The sequence below is a fragment of the Pseudomonas sp. S3_G06 genome (assembly GCF_054667565.1).
Genome location: NZ_CP162738.1, coordinates 2,274,392 through 2,295,315, shown reverse-complemented (window position 1 = coordinate 2,295,315; position 20,924 = coordinate 2,274,392). Strand labels below are relative to the sequence as shown.

The following is a 20,924-nucleotide window of genomic DNA, read 5'->3' as shown; positions in this document are numbered from 1 at the left end:
CAGTGGGCAGGGCTTTATTCATGATCGCGTGACGCTGGAGAATCGGCAACACCTGAACCTGATGGAGTAAACACGATGGCCAAATCCATAGTGGCGGCGTTGCAGATCGGCGCCTTGCCTGGTGGCAAAGACGAAACCCTTGAACAGATCCTGAGCTGGGAAGACGAAATCAGCGAATCCGGTGCTGCGCTGGTGGTGATGCCGGAAGCCTTGCTCGGTGGTTACCCGAAAGGCGAGGGTTTCGGCACCCAGTTGGGCTATCGACTGCCCGAGGGGCGTGAGGCCTTTGCGCGGTATTTTGCCAACGCCATTGATGTGCCCGGCGCCGAAACCGACGCCCTGGCCGGATTGTCAGCGCGCACCGGGGCCAATCTGGTGATCGGCGTGATCGAGCGCGCCGGCAGCACGTTGTATTGCACGGTGCTGTATTTCGATCCGCAGGCCGGGCTGATTGGCAAACACCGTAAGCTCATGCCCACCGGCACCGAGCGACTGATCTGGGGCAAGGGTGACGGCTCGACGCTGCCAGTGTTCGACACCCAGGTCGGCAAGCTTGGCGCGGTGGTCTGCTGGGAAAACATGATGCCGCTGCTGCGCACGGCGATGTATGCCAAGGGCGTAGAGGTCTGGTGCGCGCCGACCGTGGACGAGCGTGAGATGTGGCAGGTCAGCATGCGCCACATCGCCCATGAAGGCCGCTGCTTCGTGGTCAGTGCTTGTCAGGTGCAGGCCTCGCCGGATGATTTGGGTGTGGAGATTGCCAATTGGCCAAGTGATCGGCCGTTGATTGCCGGTGGCAGCGTGATCGTCGGACCGATGGGCGATGTGCTGGCTGGACCGTTGCGTGGGGGAGCGGGCTTGCTTACGGCGCAGATCGACACCGATGAACTGATCCGCGCGCGGTATGACTACGATGTGGTCGGCCACTATGCGCGGCCGGATGTGTTCGAGTTGACCGTTGATGAGCGCGCGAAGCCGGGGGTGCGGTTCAACTCCTGACCTTGAAACTTGTAGAGAACCTGTGGGAGCGAGCCTGCTCGCGAAGACGTAGGCACCATGAATATCGCAGTTGCCTGAAGCACCGCCTTCGCGAGCAGGCTCGCTCCCACAGGGGTTGTGTGTTGTTCTGCCGATTGAGACCGCTGACTACCAGGTCGCCGCGCTCGCCTTGGGCAGGCTCAACTTGCCGCTGTCGGTAAAGCGCATCGTGCCAAACAGTCCACCGGCGAGTTTGCCGCGCAGCACGTAGGGCAGGTTATCGAGGCTTTGCGTCTGGCTCAGGCCCAAGGTCTGGCGCAGGAACGAGAACGCCGAGACGCTGACCGGTACCGTGACAATGGCTTCAGAGAAACGCGGGATCGAGCCGCTCTGATCGCTCACACCCGAAGCCAGCGAATGACCATTGACCTCCAGATCCAGGGCGATGCCGTTGTAATCGATCGCCGTTTCATTGGGGTTCTGCACGCGCAGCTTGATCGCGAAGCGTACTTCCAGCTCCTGACTGGGCAACGGTTCGAGGCCGACCACGTTGATGTTCACCGGATCGCGGTTGGGAAACAGTGCGCAGGCGCTGAGCGACAACAGCAGAAGCGACAGGATGACGGCGTGGACGCGGCGCATAAAAATCTCTCGACAAAAAAAGGGCTGACCCGTCGCCGGTGCAGCCCTTTTTTTCGAGGCGTGACGTCAGCGGTTCAACTGTGCGACAGCCGCCGCTTGGCCGGGTTCACCTTTGGCGGCGACGTCGGGGTTTTCCATGACCTGCAGAATCGAAGCTTCCGGGTCGAAATCATCTTCTTCCAGCTCGATGAATTCTTCCGGCAGGAAGATGTTCAGCACGATAGCGCACAACGCACCGACAGTGATTGGCGATTCGAAGATGTTGCGCAGCGCTTGCGGCAGTTCGCGCAGGACTTCCGGCACCGCTGCGATGCCCAGGCCCATGCCCAGCGAGATCGCCACGATCAGCATGTTGCGTCGATGCAGGCCGGCCTCGGCGAGGATCTTGATTCCGGCCACGGCGACGGTGCCGAACATCACCAGCTCGGCGCCGCCCAGCACCGGTTTCGGCATCAATTGCAGCACCGCGCCGATCATCGGGAACAAACCGAGCAACACCAGCAGCCCGGCGATAAAAAACGCCACGTAACGGCTGGCCACCCCGGTCAACTGGATCACGCCGTTGTTCTGCGCAAAGGTCACCATCGGCATGCTGTTGAACACTGCCGCCATGGCCGAGTTGAGACCATCGGCGAGCAGGCCGGATTTGATTCGGCGGATGTACAGCGGGCCTTTCACCGGTTGTCGCGAGATCATTGAGTTGGCGGTCAGGTCACCGGCAGCTTCCAGTGGCGACACGAGGAAAATCACCGCCACCGGCACGAACGCCACCCAATCGAAGTTGAAACCGTACTTGAACGGCACCGGCACGCTGACCAGCGGCACCTCGGGCATCGAAGCGAAATCCACCGTGCCCATCAGCCAGGCCACCACGTAGCCGAGGGTCAGGCCGATGACGATCGCGCCCAGGCGCAGAAACGGCACGTCGACACGGTTCAGCACAACGATGGTGCCGATCACCAGCGCCGCGAGAAACACATGGCTGGCCGCGCCAAGATCTGGCGCACCGAAGCCGCCGGCGATGTCGGTCATCGCCACTTTGATCAGCGACAGGCCCATCAGCGTGATGATCGTGCCGGTCACCACCGGCGTGATCAGCATGCGCAGTTTGCCGATGAACTGGCTGAGCACCACTTCGATGAACGCGGCGAAGAAGCACACGCCGAAGATCGTCGAGAGGATTTCATCAGTGCCGCCGCCGCGCGCCTTGACCATGAACCCGGCGCTGAGAATCACACTGATAAAGGAGAAACTGGTGCCTTGCAGACAAAGCAGACCGGAACCCACCGGACCGAAGCGCTTGGCCTGGACAAAGGTGCCGAGGCCGGAGACGAACAGCGCCATGCTGATCAGGTAGGGGATTTCACTGTGCAGACCGAGGGCGCCGCCCATGATCAGGGTCGGGGTGATGATGCCGACGAAACTCGCCAGCACGTGCTGCAACGCGGCGAACACCGTGGCGGTGAGGTGCGGACGGTCGTTGAGGCCGTAGATCAGGTCATTGTTGCGCGGGGTTTTTTCAGAGGCGGTCATGGTGAGGTGCGCGCCGCAAGGCGGGGCCGGGTCAGAAAATGGGTGCGCAGAATGCCGCAAGCGGGCGGCGAGGGCAACGAGCAATAACTGCCTGAAAGGTCAGGTTTTTGGGCTCTGTGGGAGCGAGACTGCTCGAGAAAGCGGCGGCTCAGTCTGCATCTCGGTCACTGACGAGCCGCCTTCGCGAGCAGGCTCGCTCCCACAGTGATCGTCCACGCGCGTTAATCAACAATGGCCAATCGCCCGTGGCATACTACCGCGCATGACTTTCGACTCCCCCCTCAGTGCCTGGCAATACGCGGTCGACCACAAGGGTTTCATCCAGGATGAAGCCCAGGAGCACGCAGTCTGGGCCTTGCAAAAATGCCATGAAGCCTTGCACGCCGGCGCCCGTTCGGTCAGCGGCGTGTACCTGTGGGGGCCGGTCGGTCGTGGCAAGACCTGGCTGATGGATCAGTTCTATCAGAGCCTGCGCGTGCCGGCGCGGCGTCAACACTTTCATCACTTCATGGGCTGGGTGCATCAGCGTTCGTTTCAACTCAGTGGCATCGCCGATCCGTTGCGCGCCTTGGCGAAAGAGCTGGCCGACGAAGTGCGCGTGCTGTGCTTCGATGAACTGTTCGTCAATGACATCGGCGACGCGATTATTCTCGGCCGGCTGTTTCAGGTGATGTTCGATGAAGGTGTGGTGATCGTCTGCACCTCCAATCTGCCGCCCGATGATCTATACGCCGACGGCTTCAACCGCGACCGTTTCACGCCGGCGATTGCGGCGATCAAGGCGCATATGACCGTGGTCGCGGTGAATGGCGCCGAGGATCATCGCTTGCATCCGGGCACGATCGAGCAGCGTTATTTTTTTCGCGCGGATGATTTACTGAGCGCACTGGAGGCCGTGTTCAAATCGCTGGCTGCAGATGAGACTGTCAGCGAGGAGCCAGTGGCCGTGGGCCACCGCACGCTCAACGTGGTGCAAGCCAGCGAATCCGTGCTGTGGTGCCGCTACAGCGATCTGTGCGAGCAACCTTTCTCCGCCATGGACTTCATTGCCCTGTGTGATCGCTACCGGGCTATTCTGTTGAGCGAAGTGCCGAACCTCAGCGCACAAAAACGCGAAGGACGTATTGCACGCGGTACCGAAGACGGTCCTGAGCGCGTGGTCGCCGGCGACCGCGAACTGCCGCAGTTATCGGTGCACGACGACGGCGTTCGCCGCTTTATCGCGCTGGTCGACGAATGCTACGACCGCAAGGTGCCGCTGTACGTCGAGGCGGCTGTACCGATGGAGGCCTTGTACACCGAGGGTTATCTGGAATTCCCGTTCCGCCGCACCCTCAGCCGTTTGCAGGAGATGCAATTGCAGCGCTTCGCTGAAGCCTGAAAAAAGAGGGCGCCGACATGAGTCAACCGTTGTCCCATCATTTGCTGACCATGGCTTACCAGAACGCCTGGGCCAACCACCGCCTGGCCAAGGCCTGGACCCGGCTCGACGCCACTGAGTTGGCCGCGCCACGGGTGAGCTTTTTCCCCGGCATCCGCCTCACGCTTAATCACATCCTCACTTGCGACTGGTTCTACGTCGACGCGCTGGAGCGCGAATTGCGCGGGGACGAGCCGCACCCGGATTGCTACGTATTCTTCAATGCAGACGAGCCTTTTACCGATGCTGCGGCGCTGCGTGCAGAACAGGCCCGCGTCGATCGCCGGCTGATTGCTTATTGCGAGCAACTGCGCGATGCCGATCTGCCGAGAATCGTCACCATCGCCCGCGACACACCGCAACATGAAAGTCGACTGCGCATGCTCTCGCACCTGTTCGAACACCAGATCCATCATCGCGGCCAGGTGCATGCCATGCTCAGCGGCACGACGGTGAAGCCACCGCAACTGGATGAATTTTTCTGTGTCGGCGAAAGCGCATTGCGTGCTGAAGACTTCGCCGAACTTGGCTGGACCGAAGAGCTCATCTGGGGCCACTGACCGCGAAAGATCGCAGCCTCGTTGCACTCGTCAACTCCTACACATATCGGACCGTAGGAGCTGACGAGTGCAACGAGGCTGCGATCTTTTGATCTTCAGCTTTTCAAGTTGCCCTCTCCGGCACACCCAAGCTAATGTCCCCAGGCCTTCCAGCAAGCACCTTGCGTGCCGGGGCTTTTTGTTTATCGGGGATGGAAATGGATTTCGCAGAAATACTTGTGCTTCAGGCCAGTTACAGCAACCCGGTGCACGCCGAAGCCATCGGCATCGTGCTCAACCACTACGCCGAAGATCCCATGGGCGGTGGTCACCCGATCGCGCCCGAACTGCTGCAACGCCTGCCCGAAGAACTCGCCCGCCGCCCGCATGCTTTCAGTGTGCTGGCCTTCGTCGGCGGCGAACCGGCCGGGCTGGTTAACTGTTTCGAAGGCTTCTCGACCTTCGCTTGCAAACCGCTGGTCAACGTCCACGATGTCGCCGTGGTCGGCAAATTTCGCGGCCTGGGGCTCAGTCAGAAAATGCTGCAGAAGGTAGAAGACATCGCCCGTCAGCGCGGTTGCTGCAAGATCACCCTGGAAGTGCTGGAAGGCAATGCGGTGGCGCAGGGTTCGTATCGCAAATTCGGCTTTGCACCGGGGATGTTCAATCCAGATCACGGGCGGATGTTGTTCTGGATAAAGGATTTTCAGGCCTGAAGGCTTCTCACCGCAAATCACCAACATAAAAAAAGGCGCCCCAAGCAGGGCGCCTAACTGTCATCTCCCGGGCCAGAGCGGAGCCACGGAAGGTCCATCGGTTGCTCGGTAAAGCTCAGTCGCGATAAGACTCGGTCACCTGCGCCGTCTGGTCAGCAGGGACGCGAATTTCTTTCGCACTGGAGTCGGCCTTTTGCTCGCTTTGCGCGTGCTGGACTGGGAAGTTGTCGTAGTAATAACGCATACGTTCGGCACCACCTTCAGCGAAGGCGCTGGTGGAGCCGAGGGCGAGCAGAGTGGTGAGGATGATAGTGGTGGTTTTCATGGTGCCTCCTACTGAACAAGTGGGAGTCGGTTCGTCCGTGAAGCAGACCGCAGAAAAGAGTCTGTGTCGCCGCCATTAACAATGGGTTAACGCTGGTTCAGGGCAACTATTGCTGGGTATTTCAGAGCGGATTACCGCAGCAGCACACCAATCAGCAGGCACAAAAAAGGGCCCTCGCAGGCCCTTTGTCGTCTTACTTCTTCGCCACCTCTGCCGAGGCAGGCTGTTTGGGTTTCATCAAGCTGAAATCGATCAGTGACCGTTTCGCCGTCTGATACGGATCACCAATCAGCAGTTTGCGCGGCACAAAGCTGTCGCTGACCAGACTCTTGCTGCGATCCAGTTCATCCGAGCTCAATCCGACCAGATCCGCCCAGGTGTGGATGAACTGCGAGCTACTGTACGGGCGGCTGAGGTCGCCAGCGAAATTCCAGTCGTGGTTTTGCTTCCACTTCGGCGAGGCCCAGGCCATGAACGGGATGGTGTACATCGGCGCGGTCGGTTTGTTCTCGTTGCGGCCCAAGGTGCTGTGGCCGGCCGAGTCAAAGACGTCTTCGCCGTGGTCGGACAGGTACAGCAAAAAGCCGTTCGGGTCGGATTTGGCGTAGTCCTTGATCAGGCTTGAAACCACGAAATCGTTGTACAGCACCGCGTTGTCGTAGCTGTTGTAAGTCGGCAATTGGTCATCGCGCACTCCGGCAGGGACACCCTGGCGATCCTGGAACTTGTCGAACGTCGGCGGATAGCGGTACTGGTAGCTCATGTGCGTACCGAGCAGGTGCACGACGATAAGTTTGCGTTCAGCCGGATCAGTCAGGGCCTTGTTGAACGGCTCGATAACGTCACCGTCGTACTGCGCGGCGTTCTGGTTGCGGTTGTTGTTCAGGTACACCTGCTCGTCAGCCTGTTCGGAGAAAGTCGTGAGCATGGTGTTGCGCTTGGTCATGGTCTGCTGGTTGGTGATCCAGAAGGTCTTGTAACCGGCCTGTTTCATCACGCTGACCAGCGATGGCGTCGACAGGTACAGATCCGGGTTCTGCTCATCGGCGAAGGTCAGCACTTGCTGCAACGCTTCGATGGTGTAGGGGCGCGGAGTGATGACGTTGTCGAAGATCGCCAGTTGATCCTTGAGCTTGTCCAGTTCCGGCGTGGTGTTGCGCGGGTATCCGTAGAGACTCATGCGTTGACGGTTGGTCGACTCACCGATCACCAGCACCAAAGTCGCCGGTTGCCCCGCCGAGGCGTCCTTGAGGTTTTTCAGCGGCGGGATCTTGCTCGCACTGTCGAGCATGCCTTGCATGTCGGCGAGGGTTTCCTGATAGCGGTGATAGGCCACAGCCATCTGCCAAGGGACGGCGGGCTCGATACGGGTTTCGAATTTCTCGAAGCCTTGGGCGAAGGTGCCCATGCGCATGGTTTGCTTGACCAGCGGATAGCCGACCACGGCGACGACAATTGCCGTCGCCGCTACCAGCGCGCGACCACGTGGCATGTAAACCGGGCGCAGACGCGTCCATAAAAAGTAAGCGAACGCGGTATGGGCGAGGAACGCCGGGATCATCCACCAGGCGAAATACTGCGTCATGTACTCGCCGGCTTCCGACACGTTCGATTCGAACATGATGAAGATGACGCTCTGCGAGAATTCCTGCTGATAAATGAAGAAGTAGCCGAGGCTGGCCATCGAGCAGGCCCACAGCACCACGCCGATGATGGCGGCGAGCAGGCGGGTCTGTTTGGGGAACAGCAGCATCGGCGCCAGCCACAGCGCGCTCATGACGAAGGCTTGGCGGAATCCGGTGAAGCCGGATGTGCCGGTCAGCTGGATCAGCAGTTGGGTGATACCCGAGAAGTACCAGAAGAAAACGAACAGCCAGATAAATCCAGCCCAGTCAAAACCCGTCGCAGTCGTTTTGCTGCGTTTGAACAATGCCATTCAGTGCTCCAGCTCAATCATCAATCCCACGCCGGAACGCTTCCATGACACCGACGAACAGAGGCCGTACGCGCAGGTACGGCCAGAATGGGGCGGAGTATCCCCAAGGGCATGTGAAAGATTTGTTAAGCGCCGCGTTTGATGAGTATCGGGCGGTCAGAGGTGCAACGTGTCGGGAACGACGGGGGCCGTTCCCGAAGCAGGCGGGGATCAGGCGTGGGGTGCGCGCTGCACAACCGGACGCGGTTGCGGCTGCGAGCCTTGGGTCAATGCGCGCAATTGCGCCAATTCGTGCTTCAACTGGTCGCGCTCGTCTTTCAACTGGCGCAATTCATCGCGACGGACCGTAACGTAGAGGGTTTGTGGCGGCATTGCTGTGTGTACTGTGCCCATTGCTCACCTCGCAAATGGCGTGCATCAACTGTAAGTCACTCCTCGTTTTGAGGCGCTTGACTTACTATCGGCGCCAATTTTGATTTCTTTTGCCCTGGAAGGGAACTTTTTTATTTTTCATGGTCGGTGTGTCTTCGGCAGGATTCGGGGCGTTATCACTCTGGATCGGGCACAATGCCCGGAAACTTCATCGCAACGCTCTGGACTAACCTCCATCAGTCGCGTTGGGCTATAACCAATGACACACATTTATTTGTAGTAAGGAGCATCAGCACATGCAACTCGGGATTATTGGACTGGGCCGCATGGGCGGCAATATTGCGCGACGTCTGATGCTCAACGGGCACACCACCGTTGTTTACGACCGCAATACCGCTTTCATCGATAACCTGGTCGCCGAGGGCTCCACCGGCGTCGCCGACTTGCCTGCACTGGTTGCCGGCCTCGACAAGCCGCGCGCTGTCTGGGTCATGCTGCCGGCCGGCGCACCGACCGAAGACACCATCAACACCCTGAGCGAACTGCTTGAACCCGGCGATACGATCATCGACGGCGGCAACACCAACTACAAGGACGACATTCGCCGCGCAAAGACGCTGAACGAGAAGGGCCTGCACTACATCGACGTTGGCACCTCCGGCGGCGTCTGGGGCCTGGAACGTGGTTATTGCATGATGATCGGTGGCGACGCTGAAACCGTGCAGCGTCTCGACCCGCTGTTTGCCGCACTGGCGCCCGGCATGGGCGACATTCCGCGCACCAGGGATCGCAAGTCCGATGACCACCGTGCCGAGCACGGCTACATCCACGCCGGTCCCGCCGGTGCCGGGCACTTCGTGAAGATGATTCACAACGGCATCGAGTACGGCATGATGGCCGCGTTTGCCGAGGGCTTCGACATTCTCAAGACCAAATCCAGCGAACGCCTGCCGGAAGATCAGCGATTTGATCTGAACGTGGCCGATATCGCTGAGGTCTGGCGTCGTGGCAGCGTGGTTTCGTCGTGGCTGCTGGACCTGACTGCCGATGCGCTGGCCAGCGATCCGAAGCTTGACGGTTTCTCCGGCTCGGTCGCCGACAGTGGCGAGGGTCAATGGACCATCGAAGCGGCCATGGAGCAAGCAGTGCCAGTACCGGTGCTGTCCAACTCGCTGTTCTCCCGTTACCGCTCGCGCGGGCAGGGCACCTTTGGTGACAAGATCCTGTCGGCACAACGCTTCGGCTTCGGCGGCCACGTGGAGACCGCGAAAAAATGACCCGTACGATCCGCAGAAAATCCAAGGCAGAACCCGCACCACCGACCACGCTTTTTTTGTTCGGTGCCCACGGCGACCTGGTCAAGCGCTTGCTCATGCCGGCGCTGTACAACCTCAGTCGCGACGGCCTGCTCGACGAGAATCTGCGGATCGTCGGCGTTGATCACAACGCCATTACCGATGAAGCCTTCGCGCAAAAGCTCGAAGACTTCATCCGCACCGAAGTGGCGGCGAAGGTCGGCAAGGGCGATCAGATGCTTGATCCGGTCTTGTGGGCCAAGCTCGCCAAAGGCATCAGCTACGTCCAGGGCGATTTCCTCGACGACAGCACTTATTCAGCCCTGGCGGCGAAAATCGCCGACAGCGGCACTGGCAATGCGGTGTTCTATCTGGCCACCGCGCCGCGCTTCTTCAGTGAAGTGGTGCGCCGTCTCGGCAGCGCCGGTTTGCTTGAAGAAACCCCGGAAGCGTTCAGAAGGGTGGTGATCGAGAAGCCGTTCGGCTCCGACCTGCACACCGCCGAAGCCCTGAACGCTTGTCTGCTCAAGGTCATGAGCGAGAAGCAGATCTATCGCATCGACCACTATCTGGGCAAGGAAACCGTGCAGAACATCCTGGTCAGCCGGTTCTCCAACAGCCTGTTCGAAGCGTTCTGGAACAACCATTACATCGACCACGTGCAAATCACCGCGGCGGAAACCGTCGGTGTCGAAACCCGTGGCAGTTTTTACGAACACACCGGCGCACTGCGCGACATGGTGCCCAATCACCTGTTCCAGCTGCTGGCCATGGTCGCGATGGAGCCGCCGGCTGCTTTCGGCGCTGACGCGGTGCGCGGCGAGAAAGCCAAAGTGGTGGGGGCGATTCGTCCCTGGTCGACGGAAGAAGCCCGGGCCAACTCGGTGCGCGGCCAGTACAGCGCTGGCGAGCGCGGCCAGCCGTTGAAGGGTTATCGCGAAGAAGCCAACGTGTCGCCCGACAGCACCACGGAAACCTACGTGGCGCTCAAGGTGATGATCGATAACTGGCGCTGGGTCGGCGTGCCGTTCTATCTGCGCACCGGCAAGCGCATGAGCGTGCGCGACACCGAGATCGTCATCTGCTTCAAACCGGCGCCGTACGCGCAGTTCCGCGACACCGAAGTCGACGAGTTGCAGCCGACTTATCTGCGTATTCAGATCCAGCCAAATGAAGGCATGTGGTTCGACCTCCTGGCCAAGCGCCCGGGGCCGGCGCTGAACATGGCCAACATCGAACTGGGCTTTGCCTACAAGGATTTTTTCGAGATGCAGCCGTCGACTGGCTACGAAACCTTGATCTACGACTGCCTGACCGGCGATCAGACACTGTTCCAGCGTGCCGACAACATCGAGAACGGCTGGCGAGCCGTGCAGCCTTTCCTTGATGCCTGGCAGCAGGATGCCAGCGTCGAAACGTATGCGGCCGGCGAAGATGGCCCGCAAGCTGCCGAAGATCTGCTGACTCGCGATGGTCGCGTCTGGCACAGCCTGGGATGAGTGATTTGGCAAAGCAACCGATACGTTTTCTGCTCAGCGACATGGACGGCACGCTGTTATTGCCGGATCACACACTGAATCAACGCACCATCGACGCCGTTCGCTCGTTGCGCGAGGCCGGCGTGCTGTTCAGCCTCGCCAGCGGCCGCCCGCCGAAAGCCATGTTGCAGCAGATTGAGGCGCTAGGCGTTGATCTGCCGACAGCGGCGTTCAATGGCGGCACCATCGTTAAACCGGACGGCACACTGTTGGCCGCGCATTATCTGCCGGCCACGACCGCGCTGATTGCTCTGGCACTGTTTGCCGATCAACCGGAGGTGGAAATCTGGGTGTTCAGTGGCGGCGACTGGCTGCTCAAGGACCCGCACGGGCCGATGGTCCCGCGTGAGCAAAGTGGCCTCGGTTACCCGCCAGTGGTGGTCGAGAGTTTTGAACCGTATCTGGAGCGCATCGACAAGATCGTCGCCACCAGCAACAACACAGATTTGTTGATTGAGCTGGAGGCGCAGCTGTTGCCCAAGGTCAACGGCATGGCGCAAGTGTCGCGCTCGCAGCCGGTGTATCTCGACGTTACTGCGCTTGAGGCCAACAAAGGCACCGCGTTGACAACGATTGCCGAATACCTCGGTGTGCCGCTTGAGCAAACCGCTGTCATCGGCGACGGCGGCAACGACCCGGCGATGTTCAAATGCGCAGGTTTGTCGATTGCCATGGGGCAGGCGGAAGAGGCGGTGAAGCGTCAGGCCGATGTCGTTACAGCGTCAAACACCGAAGACGGTGTGGTCCTGGCGATCAAGAAATATATCCTCACGCACTGACCCAACACCAAAACCAATGTGGGAGCGAGCCTGCTCGCGAAGGCGGTGTGTCATTCAACAGATTCGTTGCCTGACACGACCTCTTCGCGAGCAGGCTCGCTCCCACAGGTTTTCGCGGCGCGTGCAAACCCCGGTAACCCACAGGTTTATTCAGTGTTGCTTAGAGCCAATAGCTCACCGCATACCAGCCCAACAAACCCATCACCACGGTATACGGCACCGCCATCCACACCATGCGCCCGTACGACAAACGTACCAGCGGCGCGATCGCTGAGGTCAGCAGGAACAGAAACGCTGCCTGACCATTCGGTGTCGCCACACTCGGCAGATTGGTGCCGGTGTTGATCGCAATCGCCAGCGTTTCGAAGTGCTCGCGAGTCATGTGCCCGGCCAGAAAAGCCTGTTTCACCTCAGTGATGTAAATGGTCGCGACAAATACGTTGTCGCTGATCGCCGAGAGCAGACCATTGGCGATGAACAACATGCCCGGCTGTTGATCCATCGGCAGCGCCAAGACCCACTCGATGAGTGGAACGAACAGATGCTGATCGTGAATGACTGCCACTACGGCAAAAAACACCACCAGCAGCGCGGTAAACGGCATGGCGTCCTTGAACGCGCTGCCCAGGCGATGCTCGTCGGTGATGCCGGTAAACGCGGTGATCAATATGATCACCATCAATCCGATCAGGCCGACCTCAGCCAGGTGAAACGCCAGGCAACCAATCAGAATCAGTGCCGCCGCGCCTTGCACCAGCAGCGCCGCCGTCTGACGAGGCGTGCGTTTGGCGTTGTCCTCGGCAGCGTAGTTGGCCAACACAGCGCGGACGTTGTCCGGCAGCAGCGTGCCGTATCCGAACCAGCGCAGCTTCTCCAACAGCACGCAAGTAACCAGACCCGCGACCAGTACCGGCAGCGACACCGGGGCTACCTTCTGGAAGAACTCGCCGAAATGCCAGCCCATCTCATGGCCGATCAACAGGTTCTGCGGCTCACCGACCAAGGTGCAGACGCCACCGAGCGCCGTGCCGACCGCGCCGTGCATCAACAGGCTGCGCAGGAAAGCGCGGAATTGATTCAAGTCCTCATGGTGTCGCGACGGTAAATGCTCATCGTCAGCGAATTCGCTGTCCTTACGTGGATCATTGCCAGACGCGACCCGGTGATACACCGAGTAAAAGCCGACAGCCGCACTGATGATCACCGCCGTCACGGTCAGCGCATCAAGGAACGCAGAGAGGAACGCCGACAAGAAGCAGAACATCAGCGCCAGAATCGCTTTCGAGCGCACGCCCAACAGCAGCCGCGAGAATAGAAACAGCAGCAGATCTTTCATGAAGTAGATGCCGGCAACCATGAACATCAGCAGCAGGATCACCGGAAAGTTGTGCAGCAACTCATCGTACAGCGCTTGCGGCGTGGTCATCTTCAACAGCAACGCTTCAATCAACAGCAGGCCGCCGGGCATCAACGGATAACACTTGAGCGCCATGGCTAGGGTGAAGATGAATTCGATCACCAGCAACCAGCCTGCGGCGACCGGGCCGATGGTGAATAGCACCACGGCGTTGAGAATGAGAAAACCGACGATGGTCGCCTTGTACCAGCGTGGCGATTGCCCGAGGAAGTTGTGCGCGAACGCCTGGGCGATTGAACCGGACATCGGCTGCTCCTTTTATTTAGAAGCGCGAAAGTTGCCGGATGTTTCAAGGAAGATCAAGGTTTGAGAATGCAATTGCTTGATAACAATCAAGCGCATCCGATCCCTGGCGGTTGCTGTACAGAAGACCCGCGGCGCCGTGACGTCGTGGGTCCCTGATATTGCGGCGTGGATGCAGTGACCTCGGCGCTTAGATTTCTGACGAGGTCACTCTTATAGCCCAAGGCGCAGACAGTCGGCCCGAATCGGATTTACAGCGGAAAGTGTGCACATGGCTTACGGCCAGATCCGTGATAGTTGCGCTGTAAACGCCATGTTCGTCGACGACAAAATTAACAAGGTTGTTTTGGTTGTCGACAATCCATCCCGTCTCGCCAGGAATGCCCGTGCCGGTAATTGTGACGGATCTGTCAGTCGTGACGCCCTGATTACCGATCTCCTGAAACCGCTCTTGACCGAGAACAAACTTGATCGTCAACGCCGTCGGTTTGATTACCTCAACCTGCCACGAACTTGACTCGTGCCCGTTGGGGTCCCTCGCGACGAAGCGCTGAATACCCGGTTGAAGGCCTGAGACATTGGCGTTCCAATACCCGTCTGAATCGATATTCAGCAGTCGAACCACTGTACTGTTGTTCAATAGCTCAACGATTCGGCCAGGTGTGCCGTAGCCAATGAAGTCCAGTTCGTTACTGAATGTTCTCTGACCGCGGGGGACGAATTGTCCGTCAGGTTCGTATACCGTTTCAATTACCGGCGCGTTCTGCACATCGTCGGAGACTGTGATTAACCATGGAAGCGAAACGGCCCCGGCGGCATTCCTCGCTGTGTACATATGCCGACCCGTTTGCAACTTGGCCAGCGCCACGATGAAGTTGCCTTGGACATCAGCACTTACCACGCCAGCCAGTTGCCCCGTATCCGATACATAGACAAGTTCTCCCGGATGGGCCGAGCCGCTGATCTTCAGCTTGCTGTCATTGCTGATGCCGCCGTTCGGTATGGATTCGCCTTTACCGTTGGTGACCTCGCGTATCACGGGAGCATTGGCTGTCGCGGAGTGGGTCGTAGCATCGGCAGGCGTCAGCGGTGCAGATAACTTCTCTTGATCAGACATTCTGAAATTCCCTTTTTCGGTTGTACACGCAGCCATCTGCGCGCCCCGTTATCTGATGTCCGATGGGAGCGACCGTCAACTGTCAGAAATTACAGGTGCAGCTATATAACCGACGGACGGTAAAGGTCCGCGTGCATGCCGACTATGGATTCAGATAGCGCGCAACCATCGCCCGGTAGTTGCCATCCAGTGAATAGCCCCCCACCACGATAGCCCCGTCAGTTTGTACGGCCAGAGAATTGGCTGTATCGAGACTTCGCCCCAGTCGCGTGCGCAACCAACCGTGGCCCTGGCCGAACGCTGGATCGAGGCTGCCGTCAGCTTGATAACGGGCGACCATGAAGTCGGCTTCAACCCCGCCGATGGTCGCGCCTACGGCAACGATGCGGCCGTCGCTCATCAACCGGGCGGCGTTCCATTGGCAACCGCTGGAGCCGATGTCCACCACCTGTGGTTGACCATGGTGACAGTGCAGGTCCGGTCGACCGTTGCCGTGCAGGACAAACGTCAGACAGCGGATTGGATCGCGGCTGCTGCCGAAGCAATAGAGCCTGTCGGCGGACTCGATGATCTGGCTGACCTGAGCGCTGTTGCCGTGAGCCCTGAACGCCATGAAACCGTCCACGGCAAAACGCCCGTCCAGACGCCCATCGGACTGGTAAACCGCCAGCAGCCCTTGCTGCGGAAAGTCGATGGAACCTGCGACGACAATTCGCCCATCCGCCTTCAACAACAGGGTGCTCAGCCAGGTGTTGAGCAGCAGGTGGCGAACCATGACGAAGCCGCGCCCGTTGAAGGATTCGTCCAGTTGGCCGTCAGGCTGCAGACGAATCAGCATCCCTGCGTGGTCGGCGAGGCTGAAATGATGGTTGGCGATCAGCACAATGCGACCGTCTTCCTGCACCACAAAGTCACAGGCTTCGACGCCAGGCACGCCCGGCGGCAACCAGTTGTCGCGGGTGCCCATGGACAGCTCGCCGGGCAGTCGCACCACCTGGAAACCGTCATCGCCGAAGAATCGGTCTGGCTGGCCGTTGGCATCGAACAGGGCCAGGGCGGGCAGGGTGCGTTGGGTATCTTCATAATGCAGGCCGGCCAGCAGAATCTTGCCGTCGGCTAGCACCTGAACCTTGCCGGCCTTGGCTTCGAAACCCTCGACGAAACTGCCGATCACGCTGCCCTGAATGCCGAACGACAAATCCGCCGAACCATCGCCCAGCAGCCGCGCCAGGCCAAAACGACTTCCCTTGGATGTACCGACCTTGGCGGCGACCAGAATCCGACCCTGCGGATCGAGCGCGACATGTTGTGTCTGGCTGGACAGGCTACCGGCAAAGTACACCTGCGCAACACCGCCAATGGCGAAGGTCGAGTCGAGCGAACCGGGGTTGTTCCATACCGTGGGCAGCGCATAAGTGTTCAGGGTCGACATGCACGCGTCTCCTTGCGAGTAGCCGATATCCCAGTGATTGGGAGGCTGACTGCACGAGCGAAACATTCAATCCCTGAACCGCGAGAAGTACAACTGGACGAATCAACAGAACGACGGTCGCACTGTGCCAGAACAGTGTCTTGTTGAACCAGTCGCAAGCGAGCCAAGCATTCAGGCAAGACCTGAACCGCTAACTAACGGTTTTCCCATAAGAAAAGGGCGGATGACTTTATGTCATCCGCCCTTGTTCGATTATCAGTGTGGCATCGACCACGATTGCAACTTGTGGCCGTCTTCGCTCAGCTCGGCGCGGGCCTGTTGCAGCAGTTGTTCGAGTTGCGCCGGGTCAGAGTAGGCGCTGCTCGGGATCTGTTTGCGACCGATGTGTGAGTTGGTGCGGTCGACGACGGTCAGGCTCAGTTCGCCATTGCCGTCTTGTGGCGCCCAGGCCACGCATTGAAAAGGCTTGAAGGCGTGGTTGGCAATCAAAAGTGCTTCGTTGATACGCAGCGGGGCAGTCATGGGGTCGTCTCTCTATTGGCGCCCAATCAAGTGATGTGCCGTCGGTTGGGCTTACCGTGCGGCGGGTTACTTGTACTGATGCACGCAACAGGGGGGTAGGTCACACATGAAACAAAGAAATTTCAGGTTCTTTACATAACGTAAGTTCGTTTCGTTAATCCTGCACATGTCCGAACACCGCGCTGAATTCACCCCTCACCCCAGCCCTCTCCCCGAGGAGAGGGAGCCGAGTTGAGGGCTTTTCAAACTCGAGTTCGGCTCGGTCTTTCAGATCGGCTGACCTCGCGTAAACACCGCGGTCAGTCCCCTCTCCCTCGGGAGAGGGCTAGGGTGAGGGGCCGCTCTTTGACTCAGCGCAAATAGTCGATAGCTAACTAACAACCAACGTTCTTATAACTCTTTTAATAACCGCCCTATAAGCAATCGGTACAAGCCCCCGTCAAAATCTTGCTAGTGTTACAACCGGGTCTGCCAAATGACTGTTTTTACGATCATTTATCAAATTTGGCGCCAAGGAACAGTCATGAGCGAAGCGCCTGCGTCGAGACGTTTACTGGTGGTCGATCCCTGCGACGACTGCCATCGCCTGTTGCCCGGATTGCGCGCCGTCGGTTGGGATGTCGACAGCTGTAATCTGGAGAACGCCGCATCCCGCGCCTGTGACGTCGGCCTGCTACGCTTGCAGCCTTACCACCTGGAACGTCCAGAAGCGGTCAAAGAACTGATCAGCCGCAGCGGCACCGAATGGATTGCCGTGCTCAATCAGGAAGTCCTGCGCTTACAGAACGTCGGTGACTTCGTTTGTGAATGGTTCTTCGACTTCCACACCTTGCCGTTCGACGTCTCCCGCGTCCAGGTCACCCTCGGCCGCGCCTTCGGCATGGCGCGCCTGCGCGGGCAGGGCACAATCCATGTTGATCAGCCGGAGCACGAACTGCTCGGCGACAGCAAGCCGATCCGCGAACTGCGCAAACTGTTGAGCAAACTGGCCCCGACCGAATCGCCCGTGCTGATTCGCGGCGAAAGCGGCACCGGCAAAGAGCTGGTCGCGCGCACCCTGCACCGACAATCCCAGCGTCACAACAAACCGTTTGTAGCGATCAACTGCGGGGCAATTCCAGAACATTTGATTCAATCCGAACTGTTTGGTCACGAGAAAGGCGCGTTCACTGGCGCTCATCAGCGCAAGGTCGGACGCATCGAAGCGGCCAATGGCGGCACATTGTTCCTCGATGAAATCGGCGACCTGCCGCTGGAACTCCAGGCCAATCTGCTGCGCTTTCTTCAGGAGAAACACATCGAGCGGGTAGGCGGCAGTCAGCCGATCCCGGTGGACGTCCGCGTTCTGGCCGCAACCCACGTCGACCTGGAAGCGGCAATCGAGAAGAAGCGTTTTCGTGAAGACCTGTATTACCGGCTCAACGTTCTGCAAGTGGTGACCGCGCCATTGCGTGAACGCCATGGCGACCTGTCGATGCTGGCCAACCACTTTTCGCACTTCTACAGCCACGAAACCGGGCGCCGGCCTCGTAGTTTTAGCGAGGATGCGCTGATCGCGATGGGCAAGCACGACTGGCCGGGGAATGTGCGCGAGCTGGCCAACCGGGTCAGACGCGGGTTGGTGTTGGCGGAGGGGAGGCAGATCGAGGCGCGGGACTTGGGGTTGATCAGCCAGCATTCGATCGCCACGCCGATGGGCACGCTGGAGGATTACAAGACCCGAGCGGAACGCCAAGCGTTGTGTGATGTGTTGAATCGGCATAGTGATAATTTGAGTGTGGCCGCGAAAGTTTTAGGGGTTTCGCGGCCTACTTTTTATCGGTTGTTGCATAAGCATCAGATTAGGTGAGTGTTTCAATCCGCCGCTAATCCATAATTAAAGTTCTAATCATATTTTTTTAGTCTAATGTTTTTGATAGATAAACTTTGGGTTGCATTCCCGAACATAAGCAGCATAAGTGTCTTCGGCGTAGAGGACGCCGCCGAGCGAAAGCGGAGTGTCATTGGTTGCCATGACCCGCTAGCAGGTAAATCGAAATACTCTCTTACATTGTTTTGAGCAAGAAAACATTGTGTCGAAGCTGCTGATCTGAAGTTGAAACTGAATTCAAGCTGAGTGCCCGTCTCGATGCCTTGAAAGCATTTGGAAAGGTATATGCCGAATTTGTACCCGCTCGCAAATATTGTTTCCAAGTAGTACTCGCCTGAAGAAAGAACGATATTTGATAGTCTGTAATCAGTACTTTGTGCCCAATGATTCCAGTCATAGTTCTCAAACGTAGTCAAATCATCCAACCCAGCCTTAACCCCATAACTCCTCACCCGACACCCAACCGCCTCACTCTCAACCGCCCCCGCATACAACCCCACCTTCAAAACAACAACCAACCTCGAATCCGCCTTACACCCCCGCAACCACTCCACCTCAGCCAGATAACTTAACCCCACCCCCTGATCATTCGCTGCCCCCACAAACTGCCGCTTCACCCGCTCCCCACCACCCGCAAACGTCTCCACATACTCCAACCAAATCGGACACCCGGCGCACTGAAACGGCCAAGCTCCGCACAGCACCTTCGTATCATCCTTGATCAACCCAACATCCAGCACTTCGTCATCAAACCCCTCAAGCTTCGGCATTGGCATGCTCGACTGCAGCAACTCACCAATCATCAACGTCACACTCTGCACAGGCGTCGGCTGTCCATTAACGATCAGGCTGTATATCAACTCCACACTGCGCTGCAGATTTGCCCCCGTGACGGAGAAATCAATGTCGAATTGCACTTTCGACTGTCCCGCCACCGGTTTTTGCTGGGGAGGTACTGAGCCGGCGCCGGGTCTGCCGGCGATTTCCAGGTTCACCTCGTGATTTGCGCCAAACGCGGCGGTGTCAAACACCACGGTAAATCCATTCTGATGCCGGTTCGGGTCAAGTTTGTAATCCGGCGCCTCGACAACCGTTGGCGGTTTCAACTGACTGACTTCGCCAGTGACCGTGACGACAACGTTATTGGACGGGCGCGCGGGCACGTTGGCGCTTAGCAGCTGATAGTCGATCTTGGCCGAACCGTTGGCGATTGCTGCGATCTTGCCGTTCGGGATCGGGAAGTCGTGGTGGCCGGGCACGCTGTCGATGGTTTTTTCCAAAGGACCGACGATGACGGGCGCTCCCGCTGATGTCGTGCCAGCCCAGGTCAAGACAACCTTGTCACCGGGCTGGTAGTCCGGGGCTGTGAAGTACACCCGGGCAGCAGCATCGCTCGTGCCCAGCACCTTCAGGTCGATGGTGGTGACGTTTTGGTTGTTGACCCAGATTGTTGGTGCTGGCAGGCGGCTGATGCTCAGGTCGACGTGGACTTCAGTGAGCCGCGCCCAAGGATCTTTTGGGTCAGTTAGATTGCCTACACGGTCAACCACGCGGAAGGACACCGGTATATCGCGGCCGCTACCCTGTTTCCTGATGACGTCCTCGGTGAAGGTGACGAAGATCCGATTGTTGTGCGGATCATCAATCTGCTGCTGCGTCACCGGATAGAAAAACACGACCTGGTCTCCCCACTTGCCAATGATTTGGTCGTAGGTGGCGATGTATCGGTAGTGATCGATGTACATTCGGATCCCTCCCTTGGCCATCTCGCTATCGACTCCGTTCGACGGATCCGGGACCAAGGTGTAGCTGAGGCCGGAGTGCCCCGGTTCGCCGTCGTCGTCAACATCTGCGGGCCGGGTGAGCTTCACCCACATCAGTAGCTCAGTGGATTTGACCGGTTCCTGAGGAAAACGAGTGACTCGATAAAACACTTTGGCGGAGCCATTGGTGATGAATCCGACGGGGACGTAAAACTCCACTTTTTGAGTGCTGAGATCATCGATTACAGTAAAATCCACCGGGTTATCATCGTCATCCCAATACAGCTCACATTTATCGTCAAGGGCCATGTTCAGCCAGGCGTCCACGACGATTTTCAATACTCCCTTTTCAATGGAATCAATGGCGATGCCGCCGTGATAATGCTCCGGCGTTTCGAGGTTGGTGGCCGAGGGAATACGGGGCGGATACAAATTGGCGGTGGTAAGAATATCCATGGCGATGCTCCTGAATATGGGCTGGCCGCGG

The 20,924-nt window shown here is 58.6% G+C and carries 18 protein-coding genes; 8 read left to right on the top strand and 10 right to left on the bottom strand.

The features are described from left to right. Positions 1 to 75: 75 nt before the first annotated feature. Positions 76 to 999 (top strand): carbon-nitrogen hydrolase family protein, encoded by a 924-nt coding sequence (locus AB4N47_RS10330; RefSeq protein WP_341637586.1) that lies wholly within the window; start codon positions 76 to 78, stop codon positions 997 to 999. Between the two features lie 147 nt (positions 1,000 to 1,146). Here AB4N47_RS10330 and AB4N47_RS10325 read toward each other — a convergent pair whose 3' ends face one another. Continuing rightward, entirely contained in the window at positions 1,147 to 1,620 is a 474-nt protein-coding gene (locus AB4N47_RS10325) for an LEA/WHy family protein (RefSeq protein WP_073474543.1), read from the bottom strand. A gap of 66 nt (positions 1,621 to 1,686) precedes the next feature. After that, a complete protein-coding gene (locus AB4N47_RS10320; protein WP_341637585.1) occupies positions 1,687 to 3,153 on the bottom strand; it encodes a nucleobase:cation symporter-2 family protein in 1,467 nt (488 codons plus the stop codon). 262 nt (positions 3,154 to 3,415) lie between these two features. Between AB4N47_RS10320 and zapE the strand changes: the two genes are divergently transcribed. The 3 genes from zapE to AB4N47_RS10305 all read left to right on the top strand — a co-directional run bounded on the left by zapE (position 3,416) and on the right by AB4N47_RS10305 (position 5,828). Beyond that, positions 3,416 to 4,534, top strand: coding sequence for a cell division protein ZapE (gene zapE, locus AB4N47_RS10315; RefSeq protein WP_341637584.1), 1,119 nt, complete (start codon positions 3,416 to 3,418; stop codon positions 4,532 to 4,534). 17 nt (positions 4,535 to 4,551) lie between these two features. Further along, on the top strand, positions 4,552 to 5,133 hold the full coding sequence (locus AB4N47_RS10310; RefSeq protein ID WP_341637583.1) for a DinB family protein: 582 nt from the start codon (positions 4,552 to 4,554) through the stop codon (positions 5,131 to 5,133). A 197-nt stretch (positions 5,134 to 5,330) separates the two neighbouring features. Then, positions 5,331 to 5,828, top strand: coding sequence for a GNAT family N-acetyltransferase (locus AB4N47_RS10305; RefSeq protein WP_341637582.1), 498 nt, complete (start codon positions 5,331 to 5,333; stop codon positions 5,826 to 5,828). A gap of 115 nt (positions 5,829 to 5,943) precedes the next feature. On the opposite strand, the gene AB4N47_RS10300 is transcribed toward AB4N47_RS10305, so the two are convergent. The 3 genes from AB4N47_RS10300 to AB4N47_RS10290 all read right to left on the bottom strand — a co-directional run bounded on the left by AB4N47_RS10300 (position 5,944) and on the right by AB4N47_RS10290 (position 8,482). Beyond that, positions 5,944 to 6,153 (bottom strand): hypothetical protein, encoded by a 210-nt coding sequence (locus AB4N47_RS10300; RefSeq protein ID WP_122507310.1) that lies wholly within the window; start codon positions 6,151 to 6,153, stop codon positions 5,944 to 5,946. Positions 6,154 to 6,346: 193 nt separating this feature from the next. Beyond that, entirely contained in the window at positions 6,347 to 8,089 is a 1,743-nt protein-coding gene (locus AB4N47_RS10295) for a phosphoethanolamine transferase CptA (RefSeq protein ID WP_341637581.1), read from the bottom strand. A 210-nt stretch (positions 8,090 to 8,299) separates the two neighbouring features. Further along, positions 8,300 to 8,482 carry a DUF6026 family protein gene (locus AB4N47_RS10290; RefSeq protein ID WP_341637580.1) on the bottom strand — a complete coding sequence of 61 codons (183 nt, stop codon included), beginning with the start codon at positions 8,480 to 8,482 and terminating at the stop codon, positions 8,300 to 8,302. A 275-nt stretch (positions 8,483 to 8,757) separates the two neighbouring features. On the opposite strand from AB4N47_RS10290, the gene gnd reads away from it, so the two are divergent. From gnd to AB4N47_RS10275, 3 genes are read left to right on the top strand one after another with little or no spacing between them, the layout of a single operon-like run. Beyond that, positions 8,758 to 9,738: a phosphogluconate dehydrogenase (NAD(+)-dependent, decarboxylating) gene (gnd, locus tag AB4N47_RS10285; RefSeq protein ID WP_042609899.1), complete on the top strand. Its 981-nt coding sequence runs from the start codon at positions 8,758 to 8,760 to the stop codon at positions 9,736 to 9,738. Next, entirely contained in the window at positions 9,735 to 11,255 is a 1,521-nt protein-coding gene (gene zwf / locus AB4N47_RS10280) for a glucose-6-phosphate dehydrogenase (RefSeq protein WP_341637579.1), read from the top strand. Before gnd ends, zwf begins: the two co-directional genes overlap by 4 nt. Further along, positions 11,252 to 12,073: an HAD family hydrolase gene (locus AB4N47_RS10275; protein WP_341637578.1), complete on the top strand. Its 822-nt coding sequence runs from the start codon at positions 11,252 to 11,254 to the stop codon at positions 12,071 to 12,073. The genes zwf and AB4N47_RS10275 overlap by 4 nt, the downstream gene beginning before the upstream one ends. Before the next feature lie 160 nt (positions 12,074 to 12,233). Here the strand turns inward: AB4N47_RS10275 and nhaB are convergent, their stop codons facing one another. The 4 genes from nhaB to AB4N47_RS10255 form a co-directional block, all read right to left on the bottom strand. Further along, the gene (gene nhaB, locus AB4N47_RS10270) at positions 12,234 to 13,736 is read right to left on the bottom strand and encodes a sodium/proton antiporter NhaB (RefSeq protein ID WP_341637577.1); all 1,503 of its coding nucleotides are present in this window, start codon (positions 13,734 to 13,736) and stop codon (positions 12,234 to 12,236) included. A gap of 187 nt (positions 13,737 to 13,923) precedes the next feature. Then, entirely contained in the window at positions 13,924 to 14,850 is a 927-nt protein-coding gene (locus AB4N47_RS10265; RefSeq protein ID WP_341637576.1) for an Ig-like domain-containing protein, read from the bottom strand. A gap of 142 nt (positions 14,851 to 14,992) precedes the next feature. Beyond that, complete coding sequence (locus AB4N47_RS10260) at positions 14,993 to 16,282, bottom strand: NHL repeat-containing protein (RefSeq protein WP_341637575.1); 1,290 nt, start codon at positions 16,280 to 16,282, stop codon at positions 14,993 to 14,995. A 255-nt stretch (positions 16,283 to 16,537) separates the two neighbouring features. Further along, on the bottom strand, positions 16,538 to 16,804 hold the full coding sequence (locus tag AB4N47_RS10255) for a hypothetical protein (protein ID WP_016774677.1): 267 nt from the start codon (positions 16,802 to 16,804) through the stop codon (positions 16,538 to 16,540). 523 nt (positions 16,805 to 17,327) lie between these two features. Here AB4N47_RS10255 and AB4N47_RS10250 point away from each other — a divergent pair. Continuing rightward, on the top strand, positions 17,328 to 18,653 hold the full coding sequence (locus AB4N47_RS10250; RefSeq protein WP_016774678.1) for a sigma-54 dependent transcriptional regulator: 1,326 nt from the start codon (positions 17,328 to 17,330) through the stop codon (positions 18,651 to 18,653). A 35-nt stretch (positions 18,654 to 18,688) separates the two neighbouring features. On the opposite strand, the gene AB4N47_RS10245 is transcribed toward AB4N47_RS10250, so the two are convergent. Continuing rightward, positions 18,689 to 20,893: a hypothetical protein gene (locus tag AB4N47_RS10245; RefSeq protein WP_341637574.1), complete on the bottom strand. Its 2,205-nt coding sequence runs from the start codon at positions 20,891 to 20,893 to the stop codon at positions 18,689 to 18,691. Between the last annotated feature and the right edge of the window lie 31 nt (positions 20,894 to 20,924).

Excerpts from the sequence above, each read along its gene's own strand:
- AB4N47_RS10255 (WP_016774677.1), bottom strand. The coding sequence starts at position 16,804 with ATGACTGCCCCGCTGCGTATCAACGAAGCACTTTTGATTGCCAACCAC.
- zapE (WP_341637584.1), top strand. The coding sequence starts at position 3,416 with ATGACTTTCGACTCCCCCCTCAGTGCCTGGCAATACGCGGTCGACCAC.
- gnd (WP_042609899.1), top strand. The coding sequence starts at position 8,758 with ATGCAACTCGGGATTATTGGACTGGGCCGCATGGGCGGCAATATTGCG.
- AB4N47_RS10305 (WP_341637582.1), top strand. The coding sequence starts at position 5,331 with ATGGATTTCGCAGAAATACTTGTGCTTCAGGCCAGTTACAGCAACCCG.
- AB4N47_RS10265 (WP_341637576.1), bottom strand. The coding sequence starts at position 14,850 with ATGTCTGATCAAGAGAAGTTATCTGCACCGCTGACGCCTGCCGATGCT.
- AB4N47_RS10310 (WP_341637583.1), top strand. The coding sequence starts at position 4,552 with ATGAGTCAACCGTTGTCCCATCATTTGCTGACCATGGCTTACCAGAAC.
- AB4N47_RS10320 (WP_341637585.1), bottom strand. The coding sequence starts at position 3,153 with ATGACCGCCTCTGAAAAAACCCCGCGCAACAATGACCTGATCTACGGC.
- AB4N47_RS10295 (WP_341637581.1), bottom strand. The coding sequence starts at position 8,089 with ATGGCATTGTTCAAACGCAGCAAAACGACTGCGACGGGTTTTGACTGG.
- AB4N47_RS10300 (WP_122507310.1), bottom strand. The coding sequence starts at position 6,153 with ATGAAAACCACCACTATCATCCTCACCACTCTGCTCGCCCTCGGCTCC.
- AB4N47_RS10275 (WP_341637578.1), top strand. The coding sequence starts at position 11,252 with ATGAGTGATTTGGCAAAGCAACCGATACGTTTTCTGCTCAGCGACATG.
- AB4N47_RS10325 (WP_073474543.1), bottom strand. The coding sequence starts at position 1,620 with ATGCGCCGCGTCCACGCCGTCATCCTGTCGCTTCTGCTGTTGTCGCTC.
- AB4N47_RS10260 (WP_341637575.1), bottom strand. The coding sequence starts at position 16,282 with ATGTCGACCCTGAACACTTATGCGCTGCCCACGGTATGGAACAACCCC.
- zwf (WP_341637579.1), top strand. The coding sequence starts at position 9,735 with ATGACCCGTACGATCCGCAGAAAATCCAAGGCAGAACCCGCACCACCG.
- AB4N47_RS10250 (WP_016774678.1), top strand. The coding sequence starts at position 17,328 with ATGAGCGAAGCGCCTGCGTCGAGACGTTTACTGGTGGTCGATCCCTGC.
- AB4N47_RS10245 (WP_341637574.1), bottom strand. The coding sequence starts at position 20,893 with ATGGATATTCTTACCACCGCCAATTTGTATCCGCCCCGTATTCCCTCG.
- nhaB (WP_341637577.1), bottom strand. The coding sequence starts at position 13,736 with ATGTCCGGTTCAATCGCCCAGGCGTTCGCGCACAACTTCCTCGGGCAA.
- AB4N47_RS10330 (WP_341637586.1), top strand. The coding sequence starts at position 76 with ATGGCCAAATCCATAGTGGCGGCGTTGCAGATCGGCGCCTTGCCTGGT.
- AB4N47_RS10290 (WP_341637580.1), bottom strand. The coding sequence starts at position 8,482 with ATGGGCACAGTACACACAGCAATGCCGCCACAAACCCTCTACGTTACG.